This window comes from Geobacillus sp. C56-T2 (genome assembly GCF_007829715.1).
GTDB lineage: Bacteria > Bacillota > Bacilli > Bacillales > Anoxybacillaceae > Geobacillus > Geobacillus icigianus.
The window spans coordinates 2,031,036-2,048,257 of sequence record NZ_VJWB01000001.1 but is presented as its reverse complement, the minus strand read 5'-3'; the positions used below and the strand labels follow the sequence as shown (position 1 = coordinate 2,048,257).

At 46.7% G+C, this 17,222-nt stretch carries 19 protein-coding genes; 18 read left to right on the top strand and 1 reads right to left on the bottom strand.

Features of this window, described 5'->3' with window-relative positions:
* Positions 1-164: 164 nt before the first annotated feature.
* Complete coding sequence (locus tag GC56T2_RS10165; RefSeq protein ID WP_255516072.1) at positions 165-767, bottom strand: M20/M25/M40 family metallo-hydrolase; 603 nt, start codon at positions 765-767, stop codon at positions 165-167.
* Here GC56T2_RS10165 and GC56T2_RS18140 point away from each other — a divergent pair.
* The 18 genes from GC56T2_RS18140 to GC56T2_RS10075 all read left to right on the top strand — a co-directional run bounded on the left by GC56T2_RS18140 (position 742) and on the right by GC56T2_RS10075 (position 17,107).
* Positions 742-1,467, top strand: a complete 726-nt coding sequence (locus GC56T2_RS18140) for a hypothetical protein (protein ID WP_255516071.1) — start codon at positions 742-744, stop codon at positions 1,465-1,467. The two genes, GC56T2_RS10165 and GC56T2_RS18140, sit on opposite strands and share 26 nt — an antisense overlap.
* Positions 1,468-1,746: 279 nt before the next feature.
* Positions 1,747-2,937, top strand: a complete 1,191-nt coding sequence (locus GC56T2_RS10155) for a M20 family metallopeptidase (protein ID WP_144977227.1) — start codon at positions 1,747-1,749, stop codon at positions 2,935-2,937.
* A gap of 108 nt (positions 2,938-3,045) precedes the next feature.
* Entirely contained in the window at positions 3,046-3,216 is a 171-nt protein-coding gene (locus tag GC56T2_RS10150; protein WP_255516070.1) for a DUF4004 family protein, read from the top strand.
* Between the two features lie 3 nt (positions 3,217-3,219).
* Complete coding sequence (locus GC56T2_RS10145; RefSeq protein WP_255516069.1) at positions 3,220-3,408, top strand: hypothetical protein; 189 nt, start codon at positions 3,220-3,222, stop codon at positions 3,406-3,408.
* A 179-nt stretch (positions 3,409-3,587) separates the two neighbouring features.
* Positions 3,588-4,868, top strand: a complete 1,281-nt coding sequence (locus GC56T2_RS10140) for a right-handed parallel beta-helix repeat-containing protein (RefSeq protein WP_144974937.1) — start codon at positions 3,588-3,590, stop codon at positions 4,866-4,868.
* Positions 4,865-5,398 carry a nitrous oxide reductase accessory protein NosL gene (locus GC56T2_RS10135; protein WP_144974935.1) on the top strand — a complete coding sequence of 178 codons (534 nt, stop codon included), beginning with the start codon at positions 4,865-4,867 and terminating at the stop codon, positions 5,396-5,398. The genes GC56T2_RS10140 and GC56T2_RS10135 overlap by 4 nt, the downstream gene beginning before the upstream one ends.
* 127 nt (positions 5,399-5,525) lie before the next feature.
* A complete protein-coding gene (locus tag GC56T2_RS10130; protein WP_144974933.1) occupies positions 5,526-6,335 on the top strand; it encodes an ABC transporter permease in 810 nt (269 codons plus the stop codon).
* On the top strand, positions 6,332-7,033 hold the full coding sequence (locus GC56T2_RS10125) for an ABC transporter ATP-binding protein (protein ID WP_144974931.1): 702 nt from the start codon (positions 6,332-6,334) through the stop codon (positions 7,031-7,033). The genes GC56T2_RS10130 and GC56T2_RS10125 overlap by 4 nt, the downstream gene beginning before the upstream one ends.
* Before the next feature lie 166 nt (positions 7,034-7,199).
* The gene (cdr, locus tag GC56T2_RS10120; RefSeq protein ID WP_144974929.1) at positions 7,200-8,843 is read left to right on the top strand and encodes a CoA-disulfide reductase; all 1,644 of its coding nucleotides are present in this window, start codon (positions 7,200-7,202) and stop codon (positions 8,841-8,843) included.
* A 166-nt stretch (positions 8,844-9,009) separates the two neighbouring features.
* Entirely contained in the window at positions 9,010-9,603 is a 594-nt protein-coding gene (locus GC56T2_RS10115) for a hypothetical protein (RefSeq protein ID WP_144974927.1), read from the top strand.
* Between the two features lie 384 nt (positions 9,604-9,987).
* On the top strand, positions 9,988-10,695 hold the full coding sequence (locus GC56T2_RS10110) for a cytochrome c biogenesis CcdA family protein (RefSeq protein ID WP_144974925.1): 708 nt from the start codon (positions 9,988-9,990) through the stop codon (positions 10,693-10,695).
* Between the two features lie 18 nt (positions 10,696-10,713).
* Positions 10,714-11,268 (top strand): TlpA disulfide reductase family protein, encoded by a 555-nt coding sequence (locus GC56T2_RS10105; protein ID WP_144974923.1) that lies wholly within the window; start codon positions 10,714-10,716, stop codon positions 11,266-11,268.
* Positions 11,269-11,288: 20 nt separating this feature from the next.
* Positions 11,289-11,657 (top strand): YidH family protein, encoded by a 369-nt coding sequence (locus GC56T2_RS10100; protein ID WP_144974921.1) that lies wholly within the window; start codon positions 11,289-11,291, stop codon positions 11,655-11,657.
* Between the two features lie 300 nt (positions 11,658-11,957).
* Positions 11,958-13,157: an FAD/NAD(P)-binding oxidoreductase gene (locus GC56T2_RS10095; RefSeq protein WP_144974919.1), complete on the top strand. Its 1,200-nt coding sequence runs from the start codon at positions 11,958-11,960 to the stop codon at positions 13,155-13,157.
* A 13-nt stretch (positions 13,158-13,170) separates the two neighbouring features.
* Positions 13,171-13,713: a hypothetical protein gene (locus GC56T2_RS10090; protein ID WP_144974917.1), complete on the top strand. Its 543-nt coding sequence runs from the start codon at positions 13,171-13,173 to the stop codon at positions 13,711-13,713.
* A 14-nt stretch (positions 13,714-13,727) separates the two neighbouring features.
* Positions 13,728-15,137: an MBL fold metallo-hydrolase gene (locus GC56T2_RS10085; RefSeq protein ID WP_144974915.1), complete on the top strand. Its 1,410-nt coding sequence runs from the start codon at positions 13,728-13,730 to the stop codon at positions 15,135-15,137.
* A gap of 340 nt (positions 15,138-15,477) precedes the next feature.
* On the top strand, positions 15,478-16,500 hold the full coding sequence (locus tag GC56T2_RS10080) for a PAS domain-containing sensor histidine kinase (RefSeq protein WP_144974913.1): 1,023 nt from the start codon (positions 15,478-15,480) through the stop codon (positions 16,498-16,500).
* Entirely contained in the window at positions 16,478-17,107 is a 630-nt protein-coding gene (locus GC56T2_RS10075) for a response regulator (protein ID WP_011231571.1), read from the top strand. The genes GC56T2_RS10080 and GC56T2_RS10075 overlap by 23 nt, the downstream gene beginning before the upstream one ends.
* Positions 17,108-17,222 lie beyond the last annotated feature (115 nt).

The window sequence follows — 17,222 nt, the reverse complement described above, 5'->3', positions numbered from 1 at the left end:
GGCAGTAAAGAGGCTTTTTGAATGTTTGGTTGATGAAAGAAAACTCCCGCTTCGGGCGTGTGAGGCGCTCAGCGGGAGAGGAATGTCGATTGACGCCAGCTAGGCGTGATCTGGTGTCTGTTCGGCCAGTGGAGGATAACTGGTTTCGGTTTTACGCCGCCGCTTTAGTTTTGTACGGCTATCCGCCGTTCGAGGAACGGGGTTAACCAATTTTGGTCGAATACCGTTTCAAGAAGCAACACCGTTTCAAGGGCGGCTTGGCAGTCGAGCGTTTCGTCTTCGGTATGTTCGTTTTCGTAGCCGACGGACAAGTTGACGGACGGAATGCCGAAGGAGGCGAATACTTTTGCATCGCTTAGGCCGCCTGTCGTTGTTTTCCAATCGGGCATGCCGGCGAGCGCTCCGGCTTGTTCGAACAATCGCCCGTATTCATCCGGACAAAATGGTGTGCCGCCGTTGGAGGTGACGATGTCGCGGGTGCTGCGGCGGTCGACGACGATGGCGGCATCAACGTCGCACAAAAAGTCGCGGTCGAGATGGTGCGAACCAAGGCAGCCGATTTCTTCTTGAACGGTAAAGGCGATTTTGAGCGTGCCGCGAAAGCGGGAATGGCGGATGACATCCATCAGTTCGAGGATCACCGCAATGCCCGCGCGGTCGTCAGCGCCTAAAAGGTCCGATGAAGCGCGCAACGTATTCCCGTTGCACAAGAGGGCACGGTCAGGCAGGAACGAGCAGACGGTGTCCATATGGGCGGATAGAAGCACAGTCGGGCCGTCTCCGCAACAAGCGGTGTACCATTTCGAGCGCGCGCTTTCGGAACGCGAGGATCACGGATTCAACGATACGCAACGCATGCCTAGTCATATGGTTCTTGTCAACTGCAGCCTTTTGTTGGCTTCAGAGTCCCTGCGGGCAATCAAACAACTCGAAGACCGCTTGTATGACGAAAAGTTGGTTGAACGCTACCGCGGTGAGATTTTGCTGCAGCGGGCGGAAGAGTTTGCACGGGCGTTATATGGCATCGTGACGCCAGCTGACAGAAACATTGTGGCAGAAGAACGGTATTTCGCTGAGCAGGAGGAATGTCTTCCGAATGAAGTGCAGCTGTTCATTGAAAACGACCGCGATGGGCTGCTTGTTCGATACGGAGGCGGCGAGTGGATCGGCTTAGACTACGCTTCGTTTTACTTGTTGGCGTTGCTGCTATATAGCGAGCGGCCGCTGACAGGAGATGAAATACATCAAACATTGTTTTTTTCTTTTTTGGAACGCGAAGTGACGGAAGCGGCGATCCGAAAAATGATCGAACGGCTCCGCCATCGGCTTCCGTTTTGGGAGAGCATCATTGAAACGGCGCGCATCGGCAACAGGGTGGCGCGCCGCCGTCAGCGAGGTGTTTCGTCCCGCATTTTTTGCCGCGCCAGTGACGTGTTTCCGTGGGAGAGTGGATCTTTCCTGAAGTAAAACTATGTTCTAAATCATCAAATATGAAAGCCCGTTTTCTCACTAATGCAAAAAACTTGTTCGCTTTTGCGAAGATATGGTAATGTTTTGAAGTAGGGCATAGCGAGTTTCGGACATGGCTGGTTTGATCGTTGAAGCAGGGCATCCCTATGTTTGATTGTCAGTACGGCGCCGTTTTCTTGTTTCAACGCTGTGAGGGAGACAAGGTTCCTGCCGAGGAGGAAACGAGTGGGCGAATCTTGGTTTCCCGGTACCATTGACCGTTGGAGTGATCAACAGATGAAGCAAAAACTAATGAGCATGTTAGAAGAACGCAAAGAGGAAATGATCCGCATTCGCCGCTATTTGCATGAACATCCGGAGTTGTCGTTTCAAGAGGAGAAAACAGCCCAATACATAATGGATTTTTACAAGGGGAAAGAGGTCGACATCCAGGCAAACGTAGGGAATGGCTATGGGGTTGTCGTTACGATCAACGGAGGGAAGCCGGGAAAAACGATCGCCCTTCGCGCTGATTTTGACGCTCTTCCGATTACGGAGGAAACCGGCCTCCCTTTCCAGTCGAAGAATGAAGGGGTTATGCATGCGTGCGCCCATGACGGGCATACGGCGTATTTGCTTGTTCTCGCCGATTGCTTGATTCAATTGAAAGATGAGATTCCCGGCACGGTGAAAATCATTCACCAGCATGCGGAGGAAGTGCCGCCTGGTGGGGCAAACAGCATTGTTGAATCAGGGGTGCTGAATGACGTTGACAACATTTTCGGCATTCATTTGCTTCCGATGCATCCAGCGGGTGTGGTCGGGTACCATAGCGGTTATTCGATGGCCGGCCGGGCTTATTTGAAAGTGGAAATTCAAGGGCGCGGCGGCCACGGCTCTTCCCCCCATAAAGCCAACGACGCGATCGTGGCGGGAGCGTATTTCGTCACCGCGGCGCAAACGATTGTCAGCCGCCGTTTGAATCCGTTTGACATGGGGGTCATTACGATCGGCTCCTTCGATGGAAAAGGAACGTTTAACGTCATCCGCGATCATGTGACGCTCGAAGGAGATATTCGTTATATGTCTAATGAAACGAAAGAGATCATGGAAACGGAGCTGCGGCGGATCGCTGCCGGAATTGAAGCGGAATTTGGAGTGAGATGCGAGCTGACTTTCACTCCTGACTACCCGCCGCTGTATAATGATCCGGACGTGACGGCGTTTGTGAAGAAGTGCCTCGAAAACGCCAATGATCCGGACATTCAGGAAGTCGTCGAGTACCCGATGTTGTCGCCCTCGGACGATTTTGCCTACTACTTGGAACAAATCCCTGGCTGTTACTTTTATGTGGGATGCACGCCAAAAGGCGTCGAACAGCCGTACTTTAACCACCATCCGAAGTTTGATATCGACGAGGACGCCCTGCTTGTTGCGGCGAAAGCGGTAGGTTATGTCGTTTGCGCGTATTATGGACTTGATTCATAGCACTTGTTTTGGTAAGGAAGGCATCGTTGACTGCCTTCCTTATTTTTTGGGGCGGATGGTGGTGCGTGTTGCACATGTTTTGGTTCGCTGTACGGGCTAAAACCTATTTTGCAAGGAAAGACATGCGAGCTGATCGTTCTTCGCAAAATGGGAGTGGCGACTTGCTTTTTGACGGAAGGGGCGGCCAACTTGCACATCGAAGAAGGAGCGAAACTCGCAGTGCGGCTGCATGTGCCGACATGCATTGAAGAGTTAAAGTTGAAGCTTTCGGAGGGATGACAAATGGAACGCCATGATTTGGTCATTGCCGGGGCTGGTCATGCGTCCGGCGGACTGTATCATACCGTAAAACTTTTCGGGAATGGAAAACTATACGGTGACATCGACTGTATAGAGATGCAAGTGCAAGGAAACACGATGGTTGAAGGCAGTGTAAAAGCGAACGCTGTTCATATTGCCGGAAATGTATAGCTTTTCAGCCGTGCACTTTCCCAAGTTTATTATAATTTGCGCTGGCGCCACGATTCGCTTCCATTGGGTTGGAGTCAATGATTCGAGAAAAATAGATGCGGAAAGTCGAACAATTGACAAACGTTTTTCACAAATTGCACAACGTTGTTTGCTAATTTATACGTAAAGGTGGTGAGCAGATGAGAAGGGGCATAGATCATGGGCTGCTTGCTGCATTGCTGTTGCTTGTTTTTCCGTTGTTGGTAGGCGCGGAAGAAACGGTTCAAGCCCGCATCGACGAAGCTTCCGCATATGGGGTGGTGAGGTTGCCAAGCGGCGTTTATGACGAAGCAATCGTATTATCGAAACCACTTACACTGGAAGGGATTGGGGAGGTGACCATTCGCTCGTGTGGCCAGTCTCCCGTTATTTCCGTATTTGGAAGACATGTTGTGCTTAAGCATATTCGTGTCATCTCATGTGGGAAGACGTCTGATTTGGCAGCTGTTTATGTAACCGGTTCAGATCATGTGATCCATGATGTACATGTAAAGGCGAGGCATCGAGGCATTCAACTTGATCAAGCCCATCACGTCACAGTCTCACATTGTACCATCCAGGGAGAGAAAAGCGGAAATGGCATCGATCTATGGGAATCAACACAAAACGTGATCCATGATACGGCGGTTGCGCATGGAAAAGATGGAATTTACATAGAGAATAGCCATAACAACAGGGTGGTTAGCAATCATATCGCCTATTCCCGCTATGGTATTCATGTCATGTTTTCCAATCGTATTATCGTACGAAACAACGTTTCCGAAAAAAATGTCGCCGGAGCGATGGTGATGGGGACAGAACAAACGATAGTGGAACAAAACGTGTTTACACGAAATCTCCAGCATGTTCACTCGCAAGGCCTTTTGCTGTATGATGCGAAGAAAACAAAGGTGCGAAACAACCGGATGGTGGCCAATCGGGTCGGAATGTATGTTGAACGCGCTCACGATAATGAATTGACAGGAAACGATGTTTCTTACAATTTTATCGGTATGCAGTGGAATGAATCATCGAACAACCACGTTTCAGACAATTCATTCATCGGCAATGTTTATGACGGGCAAGCCGTTCGCAGTGCGGATAATGTCATCGTTCGTAACTACTGGGATGCAGCGTCCAAGCTAGATGTTACAGGCAAGGGAGAAAGCGCGATTCCGTACCGAATGGATCCGTTTTTTCTCGCATTGACGGCGCGCATTCCGGAATATCAATGGTTTTTCCATTCTCCAGGGATGATTGTCTTGCAAAAGCTGCTTCGCAGTCCTGACGAACAAGTGTTGACGGACGATGCTCCGCTCATAGAGACGCCAATGGTTACGAAGGACGATCCTTCTCAGCCGACAATATTGTTGTACGTGATTAGTGCCGGAATGATTATCGGAAGTCTCACTGGATTCATCAAAGGGAGGAAGCGAGCATGAAACGAAAAGGAAAATGGTTGGCTGCTTTTATGTTGCTAGTTATGAGCATGATGGGGTGTCAGCAACAACCTGAGCCGGTCGCGATTGATGAAAACAAGGATAAATGTGAGGTTTGTCATATGGCGGTAGGAAATAATCCGTTTGCAACTGAACTTGTATTGAACCATGGGCAAGTGCTCAAGTTTGATGATATTGGATGCATGTATGAGTGGAGGAAAGAACATAAAAACGAAACGGTAGAAGCCGCTTTCGTGCGTGATTATGAAACGGGCGACTGGCTCGAGGCAGAGAAAGCGACATACGTATACGACCGAGCGATTCGCACGCCGATGGCATACAATGTCATTTCTTTCAAACATAAAGAAAGCGCCAAGAAATTTGTTGATCAACACGGCGGAACGGTTTTCACGTATGATGAACTTAGCCGTCATTCATGGGAACGAAATCAAGAGATGATGATGGAAATGAAGCAAAAACATATGAAAATGGATCAACAACAAGGCCAGCATGATGATCATATGGGCAACTGAACACCGGTTGCCTTTTTTTCTCCCTCGTTTTAATTTTTAAGCGTTTGATGTCTCTATTGGTGAAAGATTTCCGCGCTCAGTTGCCATACCCTCGTTTGTGAATATCGTATGGAAAGGACAGGGTAGGATGTGGAAAATCGCACGGATGGAATGGAAGCTGCTCATGCGCCAACGTTCGTCTTATTCGTTTGTGCTGTTATGGGTCATCGTATTGTCGATGTTGTTTCTTATGGCGAAAAATCACATGGATTTAGCTGGATATACGAATATGACGGGAACGACCGCCAACGTTATTTTGTATCTGTTGCCGTTGTTAATGATGATTGCCGGTTCTTTTGCGATTGCGGGGGAGAGAGAAAACGGCCAATGGCGATTGTTATGCACGTATCCGCTGCCGCAGCGTATGTACGTGACGGGAAAATGGCTCGGGCAATGGCTTGGACAAACAACATTGTTTACGTTCAGTTTTGGCGTGAGTGTGGCGTTAAGTACCTTGCTTGGAATTGTGATCCCAGTGAAATGGATGATGGTACTCTATAGTTTCTCGTTGTCGCTCATCGCTTTGTTTCTCATGTTCGGAGTAGCGGTCGGTGCATTTACGTCGACCCGGTGGCAAGCGTTGACCATATCGGTTGGAGTGTGGTTTTTATTCATCATGATTTGGCCGACGTTGTTGATTGCGGTGCTTTCTTTCGTTCCGTACCCGCTCATTGCCCCCTTGCTGCAAGCAGCTACCCTTTTCAATCCGGCCGAGGGGTTGCGTGTGGCGTTTGTCGTTAAATTAGGGGGGAGCGCCATTTTTGGACAAGCGTACGATCATTTGCTTAATTTAGGAGAAAACGGGTTCGGTTTGATATGGTTGATCTATGTAGTCGGCTATTTAGGCGTGTTATGGCTGATCGCCACGTGGAAGTTAACAAGGAGGAAACAACGATGACCGGACTCGATGTGCGGGAAGTGTCAAAAGTGTATAAGAAGAAAACCGCGTTGTCTTCGCTGTCCTTTCAGGCGAATCGAGGGGAGTGTATCGTTTTATGCGGAGGAAACGGCGCGGGGAAAAGCACGCTTCTTTCCATTTTAGCAGGAGTGTTGCCGCCGACAGACGGAACAGTCACCCTTCATGGTGTTTCTTTACGGAGGGAGCGGGAACAATACCTTTCGTACATTGGCTACATGCCCGATGAATTTCAGGCACCGTCGATGATGACGGTTTGGGAATTTCTTTCGCATTATGCGTCGTTGCGAAAAGTGCCGCGGGAACAGGTGAAGGAAACGCTTCGTGACATCGGATTAGAGGCGCAAAAACACGAATGGATCAAGAGTTTATCCAAAGGAATGCGGCAGCGGTTATTGTTTGGTCAGTCGTTATTAGGTCATCCATCGCTCTTGCTTCTTGACGAGCCGACAAATGGTCTCGATCCGTTTTGGATCGACCGGTTCATTGACATTTTAAACCAAAGAAAAAATGAGGGAACGATCATTATATTTTCGACCCATATGATGGATGTAGCTGCGGATGCTGGGGATGTAATTCTTTTTATGAAAAACGGAGCGGTTGTTCAGCGAATCAAGGCTACCGATGGCGAATCAAAGGAACAAACAGTATGGAAACTGTTAGCTTTGCATAGAAGATAGTCGAATAGGTTGGCATGATTGATGTTGATGAGGCAAAAGAAGGGGAATGTGTGAGAAATGTCACTGTCCCTCTTCGTTATGAGTGTTATTATACATATAGGGGTATATGTCTAGGGGGTCTTGCCCATGGGGGATGGGTGAAACGAATGTGAGGAGGAGGAGCAAAATGAGAAAAATCGTCATTGTCGGCGGAGTGGCAGGAGGAGCGACGGCGGCTGCGCGCCTTCGCCGGCTGAGCGAAGAGGATCGTATTGTCTTATTTGAGCGCGGTGAATATATTTCGTTTGCTAATTGCGGCTTGCCGTATTACATCGGTGGAGTCATTGAAAAGCGAGACAAACTGCTTGTGCAAACCGCAGACGGGATGGCGAAACGATTTCGCATCGATGTCCGTACGCTGAGTGAAGTGACCGCTATTCACCGCGATCGCAAAACCGTTTCCGTCCGGAATGTAAAGACGGGGGAAGAGTACGAGGAAACATACGATATTCTCATTTTATCGCCAGGAGCGAAGCCGATTGTCCCGCCGATTCCGGGAATCGAAGAGGCGGAGGCATTGTTTACGCTGCGCACAGTGCCGGATACAGACCGCATCAAAACGTATATTGACGAACAAAAGCCGCGGCGTGCTGTCGTGATCGGCGGCGGGTTTATCGGGGTGGAAATGGTGGAAAATTTAGTCCGACGCGGCATCAAGGTGACTTTGGTCGAACGGTCCAATCAAGTGATGGCATCGGTGGATTATGAAATGGCTGCTATGGTTCATGACCATATAAGGGAACATGGAGTGGAGCTTTTGCTAGAAGACGGGGTGCAAGCGATAGAAGAGCGCGGCCGCCGTGTTGTTTTGACGAGCGGACGTGCGATCGAAACGGATATGATCATTTTGGCCATCGGCGTCCAGCCGGAAAGCGGGCTGGCCAAGGAAGCCGGCCTGGAGTTAGGCGTTCGCGGCACGATTAAAGTGAACGAGCATTTGCAGACGTCTGACCCGTCGATTTACGCCATTGGCGATGCGGTGGAAGTGAGACATTATATTCATGGGTTTGAAACGTTCGTGCCGCTCGCTTGGCCAGCGAACCGACAAGGGCGGCTTGTTGCCGACCATATCCACGGTTTTGACGTGACATATAGCGGTACGTTAGGAACATCGATTGCAAAAGTGTTTGAACTAGCAGTCGCAGCGACAGGGCTGAACGAAAAAACGTTGCGATCGCTGGGCATTCCGTATGAGGCGATACACATTCATCCGCTCAGCCATGCGGGGTATTACCCGCACGCTGCGCCGATGATGTTCAAATTGATTTTTGACCGCAACAGCGGGCGTATTTACGGCGCACAGGCGGTTGGAAAAGAAGGGGTTGACAAACGGATTGACGTCATCGCCACTGCGATCAAAGGGGGATTGACCGTCCGGGACCTGCCGGACTTGGAGCTGGCCTATGCTCCGCCGTTTTCTTCTGCGAAAGACCCGGTGAATATGGCAGGGTACGTCGCGTCGAATATCATGGACGGTCTTGTCGAGACTGTGTCATGGCATGAAATAGATCACATCGTTGCGAAAGGCGGCGTGTTGGTTGATGTGCGCACGAAAGAAGAGATCATGCAGGGCATGGTTCCCAGTTCGATCCACGTGCCGCTCGATGAATTGCGCGATCGTCTGCAGGAGCTTCCTAAAGAGAAAGACATCTATGTCATATGCCAAGCCGGGTTGCGTGGATATATTGCCGTCCGCATTTTGCGGCAGCACGGGTTTCGCGCGATCAACGTCGATGGCGGGTATCGCTTGTATGCTGTTGCCAAACAATAGCAAATAGGACGTCTTGCCGAAAGCGGCAAGACGTTTTTCATTCGAACGACCCGTTTTTTCAGCAAACATTGACAATCAGTTAACAGATGGCTAATATACCCGTAGGGGTAGTTGTAAAACAAGATGCTTCCTCGTTCGAAAGCATCTGATGGCAGGAGTGTCGCATATGGGTGATGTCATTGCCATAGGGCCGTTGCTGATTCGCACAAGTTGGATGATTTGGTTTGCTGCCGGTGTGGGAGGGTATTTATTTTGGCGGGCGGTTTGGACGGGTTCAAGCGAGCAGCGGAGGGCGATAGAGCAATTATTTATAGACGGCGTATCGATCTATATACTTGTATGGAAACTGAGTCCGGCCATTGCAGATCCTTCTTTGTTATGGCGCAATCCGCTCGGCGTGTTATATTTGCCAGGAGGAAGCAAAGGAGTGCTTTGGGGGATGGTCGTGTCTGCGGCCATGATTGTCTTTCGAACGTATCGCCGAAACATTTCTTGGCATGTGGTGGCGAATTCGTTCATTGCGGTTTATTTGGGTGCTCACTTCATATACTATTTATTTGAGCGGCAATACGGGAAGCTGATGGGGCATTCTTCTCTTTTTTTTCGCCATCCGATTCATTTATATCAATTGCTGCTCTCCGTATTGGTCATGTTGTGGCTGATCGGGCGAAGGAAGCCGATTGAAAGGGGGGATGGTCCATATTGGTTTTTCGCTGTATGGGGCGTTGGTCAATGGCTGATTTGGATGATCGCCCGGTAATCGGTGTCGAGAAGGGTGGTGAAAAACGATGGTGTTTGTAAAATCGCTGAAGTTCGCTAAGAAACAAACGCCGAGTTTATAAGACTTCGTGATTTGAAACGGTGCGATTTGCTCTCATTTCCCCTTCATTCACCCATCTTCTAGTGTGAAAGGAAGAAAAGATAGGGAAAAATCGCTCACTGAATGAAAGATTGAGACCATAACGATGCTCAGAATCTTTTGCAGAAAGGTCTCTGGCTGCGGTCTTTATAAGGCAGCCCAAGCGTGGGGTATGCGGGATCGCTCGGTCCACTTCCCGTTGTGAGAGGGGATGCCCCGGAAAGCCCCCGCTTTTAGGCGGTGGGAGGAGGCCACCGGAATCAAAAAGAAGGGGTGTTGATCCATATGTCAGCGATTTTTGCGTTTGTTGCAGGTGCTCTTTCTTTCTTTTCTCCTTGTATTTTCCCTCTTATTCCTGCTTATGTCGCTCATTTGACAGGGACGAAAGTGGCAGAAAACAAAATTCAAGCCCGAAAACAGGAAATTGTTCTTCGCTCCCTTGCTTTTATTGGCGGATTCAGCATCATTTTTGTGCTGATGGGTGCAACGGCAAGCGCGATCGGACAAATGTTGATTCAATATCGAGGATTGATGGAAAAACTCGCCGGTCTATTTATTATCGTATTTGGGCTGCAAATGGCGGGTGTTCTCTCCTTTCGTCTGCTGATGAAGGAAAAACGTTGGGATACAAGCGCGAATAACACAAAAGGATGGCTCAGTTCTGTATTTGTCGGAATGGCGTTCGCCGCGGGTTGGACCCCATGTGTGGGATTGACACTGTCATCTATTTTGTTGTTGGCGAGCTCAACGGAAACGCTATATAGTGGAATGACACTTCTCTTGCTTTATTCTCTCGGATTGGGCGTCCCGTTTTTGTTCATTTCTCTCGTCATGACAAAATCATTGCAAGTTATCAAAAATGTGAACCGCTGGCTTCCGATGTTGGCGAAAGTGAACGGCTGGTTGCTCGTTGTGCTTGGTGGGTTGCTTTATACGGGGCAGATGACGAAAATTAGCGCTTTGTTATCGAGTTACTCGATCTTTTCGTTTTAGCGTGGGGGAGGGAGAAATTTGAAAAAAGCAGCCGTGGTATTAGTGCTTCTTGTGTTGACAGGATGGGCGATTTACGATGCGTTTTTACAAAAAAACAACTTTGAGAAAAAAACGGAAGGAATGGACAGCAGCCAAGCAGTTGAAGGAATTGAAGTGGGAAACAGGGCGCCTGATTTTGCGTTGCGAACGCTTGACGGAAAAGAAGTGCGACTGTCTGATTTTCGTGGAAAAAAAGTAATTGTGAACATATGGGCAACATGGTGTCCGCCGTGCCGTGCGGAAATGCCGGATATGCAAACGTTTTATGAAGAATATAAAAATCAAGGAGTAGAGATTGTAGCGGTGAACTTGACTAAATCGGAGAAGAATTTGGAACAAGTAGCGCGCTTTATTGAAGCGTACGGCATTACATTTACAGTGGTTCTTGATGAACAAGGGGAAGTATCTCAACGATACCAAGCTCAGGCGATTCCGACAAGCTATGTGATCGATTCAGCAGGAATCATACGGAATAAAATGATTGGACCAATGAGCAAAGATTGGATGGTGGAGCAGATGAAGCAAATAGACTAAAGGCAAAGGAGACAGTGAGGATGGAAAAGGAACAACGACAGACGACGGAGGATTCGAAGTATATTCAACAACATTTGGCGAACGAGCGAACCTTTCTCGCTTGGATTCGTACATCGATCGCGGTGGTCGGGATCGCGTTTTTGGTTATCCATTTGCATGAAAAGTCAACAAGCAGCGCATTGTCTACGGCGATTGTCCAATGGATCGGGGCGTTGGCGGTTGTGATTGCGATCTGCACGATTATATTTTCAACGGTTAGTTACGTGATAAAAACAAAACAAATTAATGAGCAGACATTCCGACCGTCACGCCCGTTAATTTGGTTTTTAGCGGCTTTGTTGTTGCTGATTACCGGATTGTTCGGTTACTATTTTTTTAGTTTGTTTTGATGGAATGGAAAACGTCAACACGTTCCCGCTAGACTGACGGTTTGGGAACGAATCTCTATGGGTGAAATGATGTCAAGAGCGATGGCGAAAACAAAAGGGACGGATCATTCGCTCCGGTCTTTTGAACAACATACTGTTGCCCACTTCATTTGATTGAGGGATATAAAATACCCTCTTTCTTTTTTTTAGGACCAAACAGAATCAGGGAAATCCCCTATGGGTATATGAATGTATGATATATACAATGTAATTAAGTTAGTTAAATAGATTTCAATCCAAATAATGAAGGAGTGATCGGAAATGGCGGATGTACATCATGTAAAGGTTGCGATTGTTGGAGCGGGTTCAGCGGGGATTTCCATTGCGGCCCGTTTATTAAGAAAAAATCGTGAGTTGCATGGTCAGGTGCTGCTCATTGATCCATCAGATAAACATTATTATCAACCACTCTGGACGCTTGTCGGCGGCGGCGCAGCCAAAGCCGAGGATACCGTACGGGAACAAGCATCGCTGATTCCGGAAGGGGCAAAGTGGCTCAAAGAAGCTGTCGAAACGTTCTCTCCGAAACACAATCAGTTGAGAACGAAAGAAGGTTCAACGATTCATTACGACTATCTTGTCGTAGCGGCTGGAATTCAAATCAACTGGGAACGCATTAAAGGTCTAAAGGAAACGATCGGAAAAAACGGGGTTTGCAGCAACTATTCCTATGACTATGTCCGGAGCACATGGGAGAACATCCGCCATTTTCGCGGCGGCACGGCTATTTTTACTCAACCGAGCACACCGATCAAATGTGGCGGCGCACCGCAAAAAATCATGTATCTCGCCGATGATTATTTCCGTCAGTCAGGTGTGCGTGACGCAACAAAGATCGTGTTTGTTTCTGGTTTGCCTAATATTTTCGCTGTCAAACGATATGCGGATACGCTTGAAGAAGTCATTCAACGGAAAAATATTGAAACCAAGTATCGCGCAGACTTAGTGGAGATTGATGGAGAAGAGAAAAAAGCGACGTTCCAACATTTAGATACCAATGAACGTTTTACGCTAAGTTTTGATATGATTCACGTTACCCCTCCGATGGGGCCACCCGACTTTATTGCCAAAAGTGCGTTGGCTGATGCCGATGGATGGGTGGATGTCGATCCGTATACACTGCAGCATAAAACATACAAAAATGTGTTTGGTTCTGGCGACTGTACGAATTTGCCTACGTCCAAAACGGGAGCGGCCATCCGGAAACAAGCGCCGGTCGTGGTAGAAAACTTGCTCGCGCTCATGCGCGGAAAGCCGTTGCACGCCCGCTATGACGGTTATACTTCGTGCCCGCTCGTAACCGGTTACAATCGACTTGTTTTGGCTGAATTTGATTACGATAAAAATCCGCATGAAACGTTTCCGTTTGACCAATCGAAAGAGCGATTCAGCATGTATATCATGAAAAAGCACTTATTGCCAATCGTGTATTGGGACGGGATGTTAAAAGGATTGATGTGAAGGAGGGGAGAATATGTCGCTCGAACCTGTGTTGCAACTACTCGAAAAAGATGAACAACGCGAAGCGCTGCGTTATTTGATTGAAAAGCTCCCAGAACTAAAAAAAGCAATGGAGTCTGCGGAAGACAAACTCGCCTTTGTCCAACATGTCATGAACGATAAGCAATCGCTCGAAGCATTGTTTACCGAGTTCGAGGAAAAAATGGAGCCATTCCGATTGACGGCCGCGCACCTTGAAGCGATGGCAACGTTCATTCAGTTGCTGCCAACACTAGTTCAATGGTTGCAAAAAGCAGAGGAACTCATTTCGTTTTCCATTAGTGTGCTTCGTGACCGCGAGTCGATGGCGTATATGGTGGAGGGAGCGAAAGAGATTGTTCCGGTTGAAAAAGGACTGGTCATGTTAAAAGAGACCAATGAACGTTTTCGGCGTGAACGTGATTCATCCACTGTCTCGCTGTTGCGCATGTATCGTTTGTTAAAACACCCGTTGCTCCAAGATGGTGTTAAATATATAGAGACGCTCTTGGATGTCATCCATCAACATCGTTTGTAAAAGGGGGATGTGACATGTTATTTCGTTCATTTTCCGATGAGCAGCTGGCCCACATGTCTTACTTAGTTGGTTGCCAACGGACAGGGGAAGCGATTGTCATCGATCCAGGACGCAACGTAGATCAGTATATCGACACAGCCAAAAAAGAAGGAATGAGAATTGTTGCAGCCGCCGAAACACATATTCACGCAGATTTTGTCTCCGGTGCCAAAGAATTAGCCAAACGTTGTGGGGCAAAATTGTATTTGTCGGATGAAGGAGATGAAAATTGGAAATATCAATATTTAGATGAGGTTAATCACGAGCTTGTGAGAGAAGGAAGTGTCTTTACCGTTGGAAATGTCGAATTTAAGGTGCTTCATACACCAGGGCATACACCAGAGCATGTTTCGTTTATTTTGATAGATCGGGGCAGTGGCACAACAGAACCGATGGGCATTTTCACCGGCGATTTCGTGTTCGTTGGTGATGTCGGCCGACCGGACTTGCTTGAAAAAGCAGCAGGGATTTCCGGCGCAGCGGACATTGGCGCTCGTCAAATGTTTCAATCGCTAAAAAAATTTAAAGCGCTCCCAGATTATTTAAAAGTATGGCCGGCGCACGGAGCAGGAAGTGCATGCGGGAAGGCACTTGGTGCTGTTCCTTCTTCAACGGTTGGATATGAAAAGCGGACCAACTGGGCGCTAAAAATTGAAGATGAAGAAGAGTTTGTGAAACGATTGCTTGCAGGGCAACCGGAGCCGCCAAAATATTTTGCCATGATGAAACAAGTGAATAAAGTTGGTCCTGAATATTTGAATGAAGAAGAAGTGCCAGTGCTGTCAACACGTAAGCAACTCGACGAGTATCAAGCAAACGGAGCATTTATTTTAGACGTTCGTCCGCCTCAAGAATTTGCAAATGCACATTATGCAGGATCCATCAACATTCCGTTTAACAAGTCATTTACAAATTGGGCAGGTTGGTTTATTAACTATGACCAAGACATTGTGTTGATTGCAAGTCAAGAAGATGTACAAGCGATTCGTAAAGCGCTTGCTTATATTGGATTGGACCGCATTGTTGCATACATTGAACCAGTCGTTGCATTAAGTGGTGAAGTAGAGAGATATGAAGAAATTGATGTGCAACAATTGCGTCAATATTTACAAGACGAGCATTATCACCTTATTGATGTGCGCAATCAAGCAGAATGGGATGAAGGATATATTGAAGGGGCCCAACATATTATGCTCGGCACGCTTGTGGATCGTTTAAACGAGATTCCAGAGGGAAAAACGTACATTGTTCAATGTCAATCAGGTGCACGTTCAGCAATTGGCGCCAGTATCTTACAAGCAAAAGGGGTAAAACAGGTGCTGAATTTAAAAGGTGGATATTTAGCGTGGGTGCAAGCAAAACTTCCAATTGCCAGAAAAGCATAAGGGCTGATTTCATCAGTCCTTTCTTTCAATTTTTTTCTTTTTAAACCTAATATAAGTTGAAACTTTGTTTTACATCCATCAGAGCACCCGCCGCATTCTATCAAAGTCGACTTGTATGAAGGGAAAACAGAATCGAACAATTGGAAAATCTTTATTGAACTTAATATAATAGGGCTCTTCACCAAAAGTTGTACTTGATTTTTCCATCACACATCTTACTTATGCATCCATGAAAGAACAGGAAACCAATCATGTTTTGCTTATACCTGTTCAGAGAAGTGCACCGTCTGTCAAGTACACGTTGTGGTGATGAGCCTATAATAGGGGAATGGAGGTAAAAATGAGATTTTTGGATAGAATTTTTACTTACATTCAAGACGGGATCATTGTAATGGACCATGAGCGAACAATTGTCGAAATGAATCCAGCTGCTAAGCGACTCACTGGATGGCAACTTGGCGAAAAAGTACCATATTGCTCGTTTTGTCAAAAGCGTGATGTACGTCAAGGCGAAGAGCGATGTTATTTAATTTCCACTGAAGAAGTGCCGTATTTTTTATCTGAAATGCCAACTTATCATGGACACTTAATTGATGTGGAAATGAGCACAGCGCTTATCCTTGAGCAAGACGGTGCAAAATATTATTTGCTTGTACTTCGTGACCAAACGGTGAAGAAAAAAGAAGAAGAAGTACTGCATTCCAAGTGGATGGTGAAAAAACTAACAGAGGCAAAAGAGGAAGAACATAAACGTCTCGCACAAGAATTGCACGACGGTGTTGGTCAGTCACTCTACAGTATTTCTATTGCTTTAGATAATATCATACAACGTATACAGGATGAAAAATTACACGCATATGTCAAAGAGGTGCGTGAAGAACTTGGCCGTGTCATGGAGGATGTGAAGCTATATGCGCAACAACTTCGTCCGAAAAGTTTAGACGCACTTGGGCTCGTTCCGACCATTCAATCGCTCATTCGTTCATTTCAATCAAAAATGCCAAATATGTCATTTTCACTTCAAACGAATGTATACATGCGTTTGTCGCCAACAGTGGAAATTAATCTTTACCGTGTCATTCAAGAAGCATTGCACAATGTCATGAAACACGCGAAGGCAACAGATGTATGTATAACAATCGAACGAGTGGGGCAAGAATTACACGTATCTATTAAAGATAACGGAGTTGGTTTCGAGGTTGAAGAAAAACGTGAAGGACTTGGCTTAAAACATATTCAAGAGCGTATTTCTCATTTGGGTGGAGAAACAATAATTACGTCTTCACCAATGAAAGGAACAACGATTTTTGTATGTGTACCGATAGAAGGGAGTGAAGAGGATGAAAGTGTTAATCGTCGATGATCATGATTTAATTCGCAAAGGCATTCGTCTACTTCTCGAAGGGTTTCCAGATGTTGAAGTCGTTGGAGAAGCAAGCAACGGTTGTGATGCGATTACGCTCGCGTTGAAGCATCATCCTGATGTTGTTTTGCTAGACCTTTCTATGCCGACAGGACTTGATGGATTTACAACTGCAAAAACAATCATGGATGAACTGGATACCAAAATCGTTGTTTTAACCATGCACGATGAAGAAATATATGTGCAAAAAGCCCTTCAACATAACATTCATGGCTACTTGCTAAAAAATAGCCAAACGAACGATTTGTACAAAGCATTGAAGGCGGTATGTCGAGGAGAACGGTTTTACCGTACACATATTCCACAAGAGAAACTAGAAAAAATAATCATGGAAAAAGAACCGAGATCTCCTCTTACAAATCGTGAACGGGAAATTGTTCGGTTGACATTTTTAGGATATACCAATAATCAAATTGCGAACAAATTAAAAATCAGTCCTAAAACAGTTGAAAGCCATAAAGCGAACATTATGCAGAAGCTTGGGATTAAGGAAAAACATGAGCTCATTCAATACGCTTTAAAAAATCAGATTGCAGATTTAGTATAATTTATAAATTTTAGTGATCATTCTATGCATGTGATTGGAGATAAGGGGGTCTGATTCTTTGCTTTTTACAATGAATATGTGAAAAATGTCACAAATCATTCGCATTTGTAGAGGA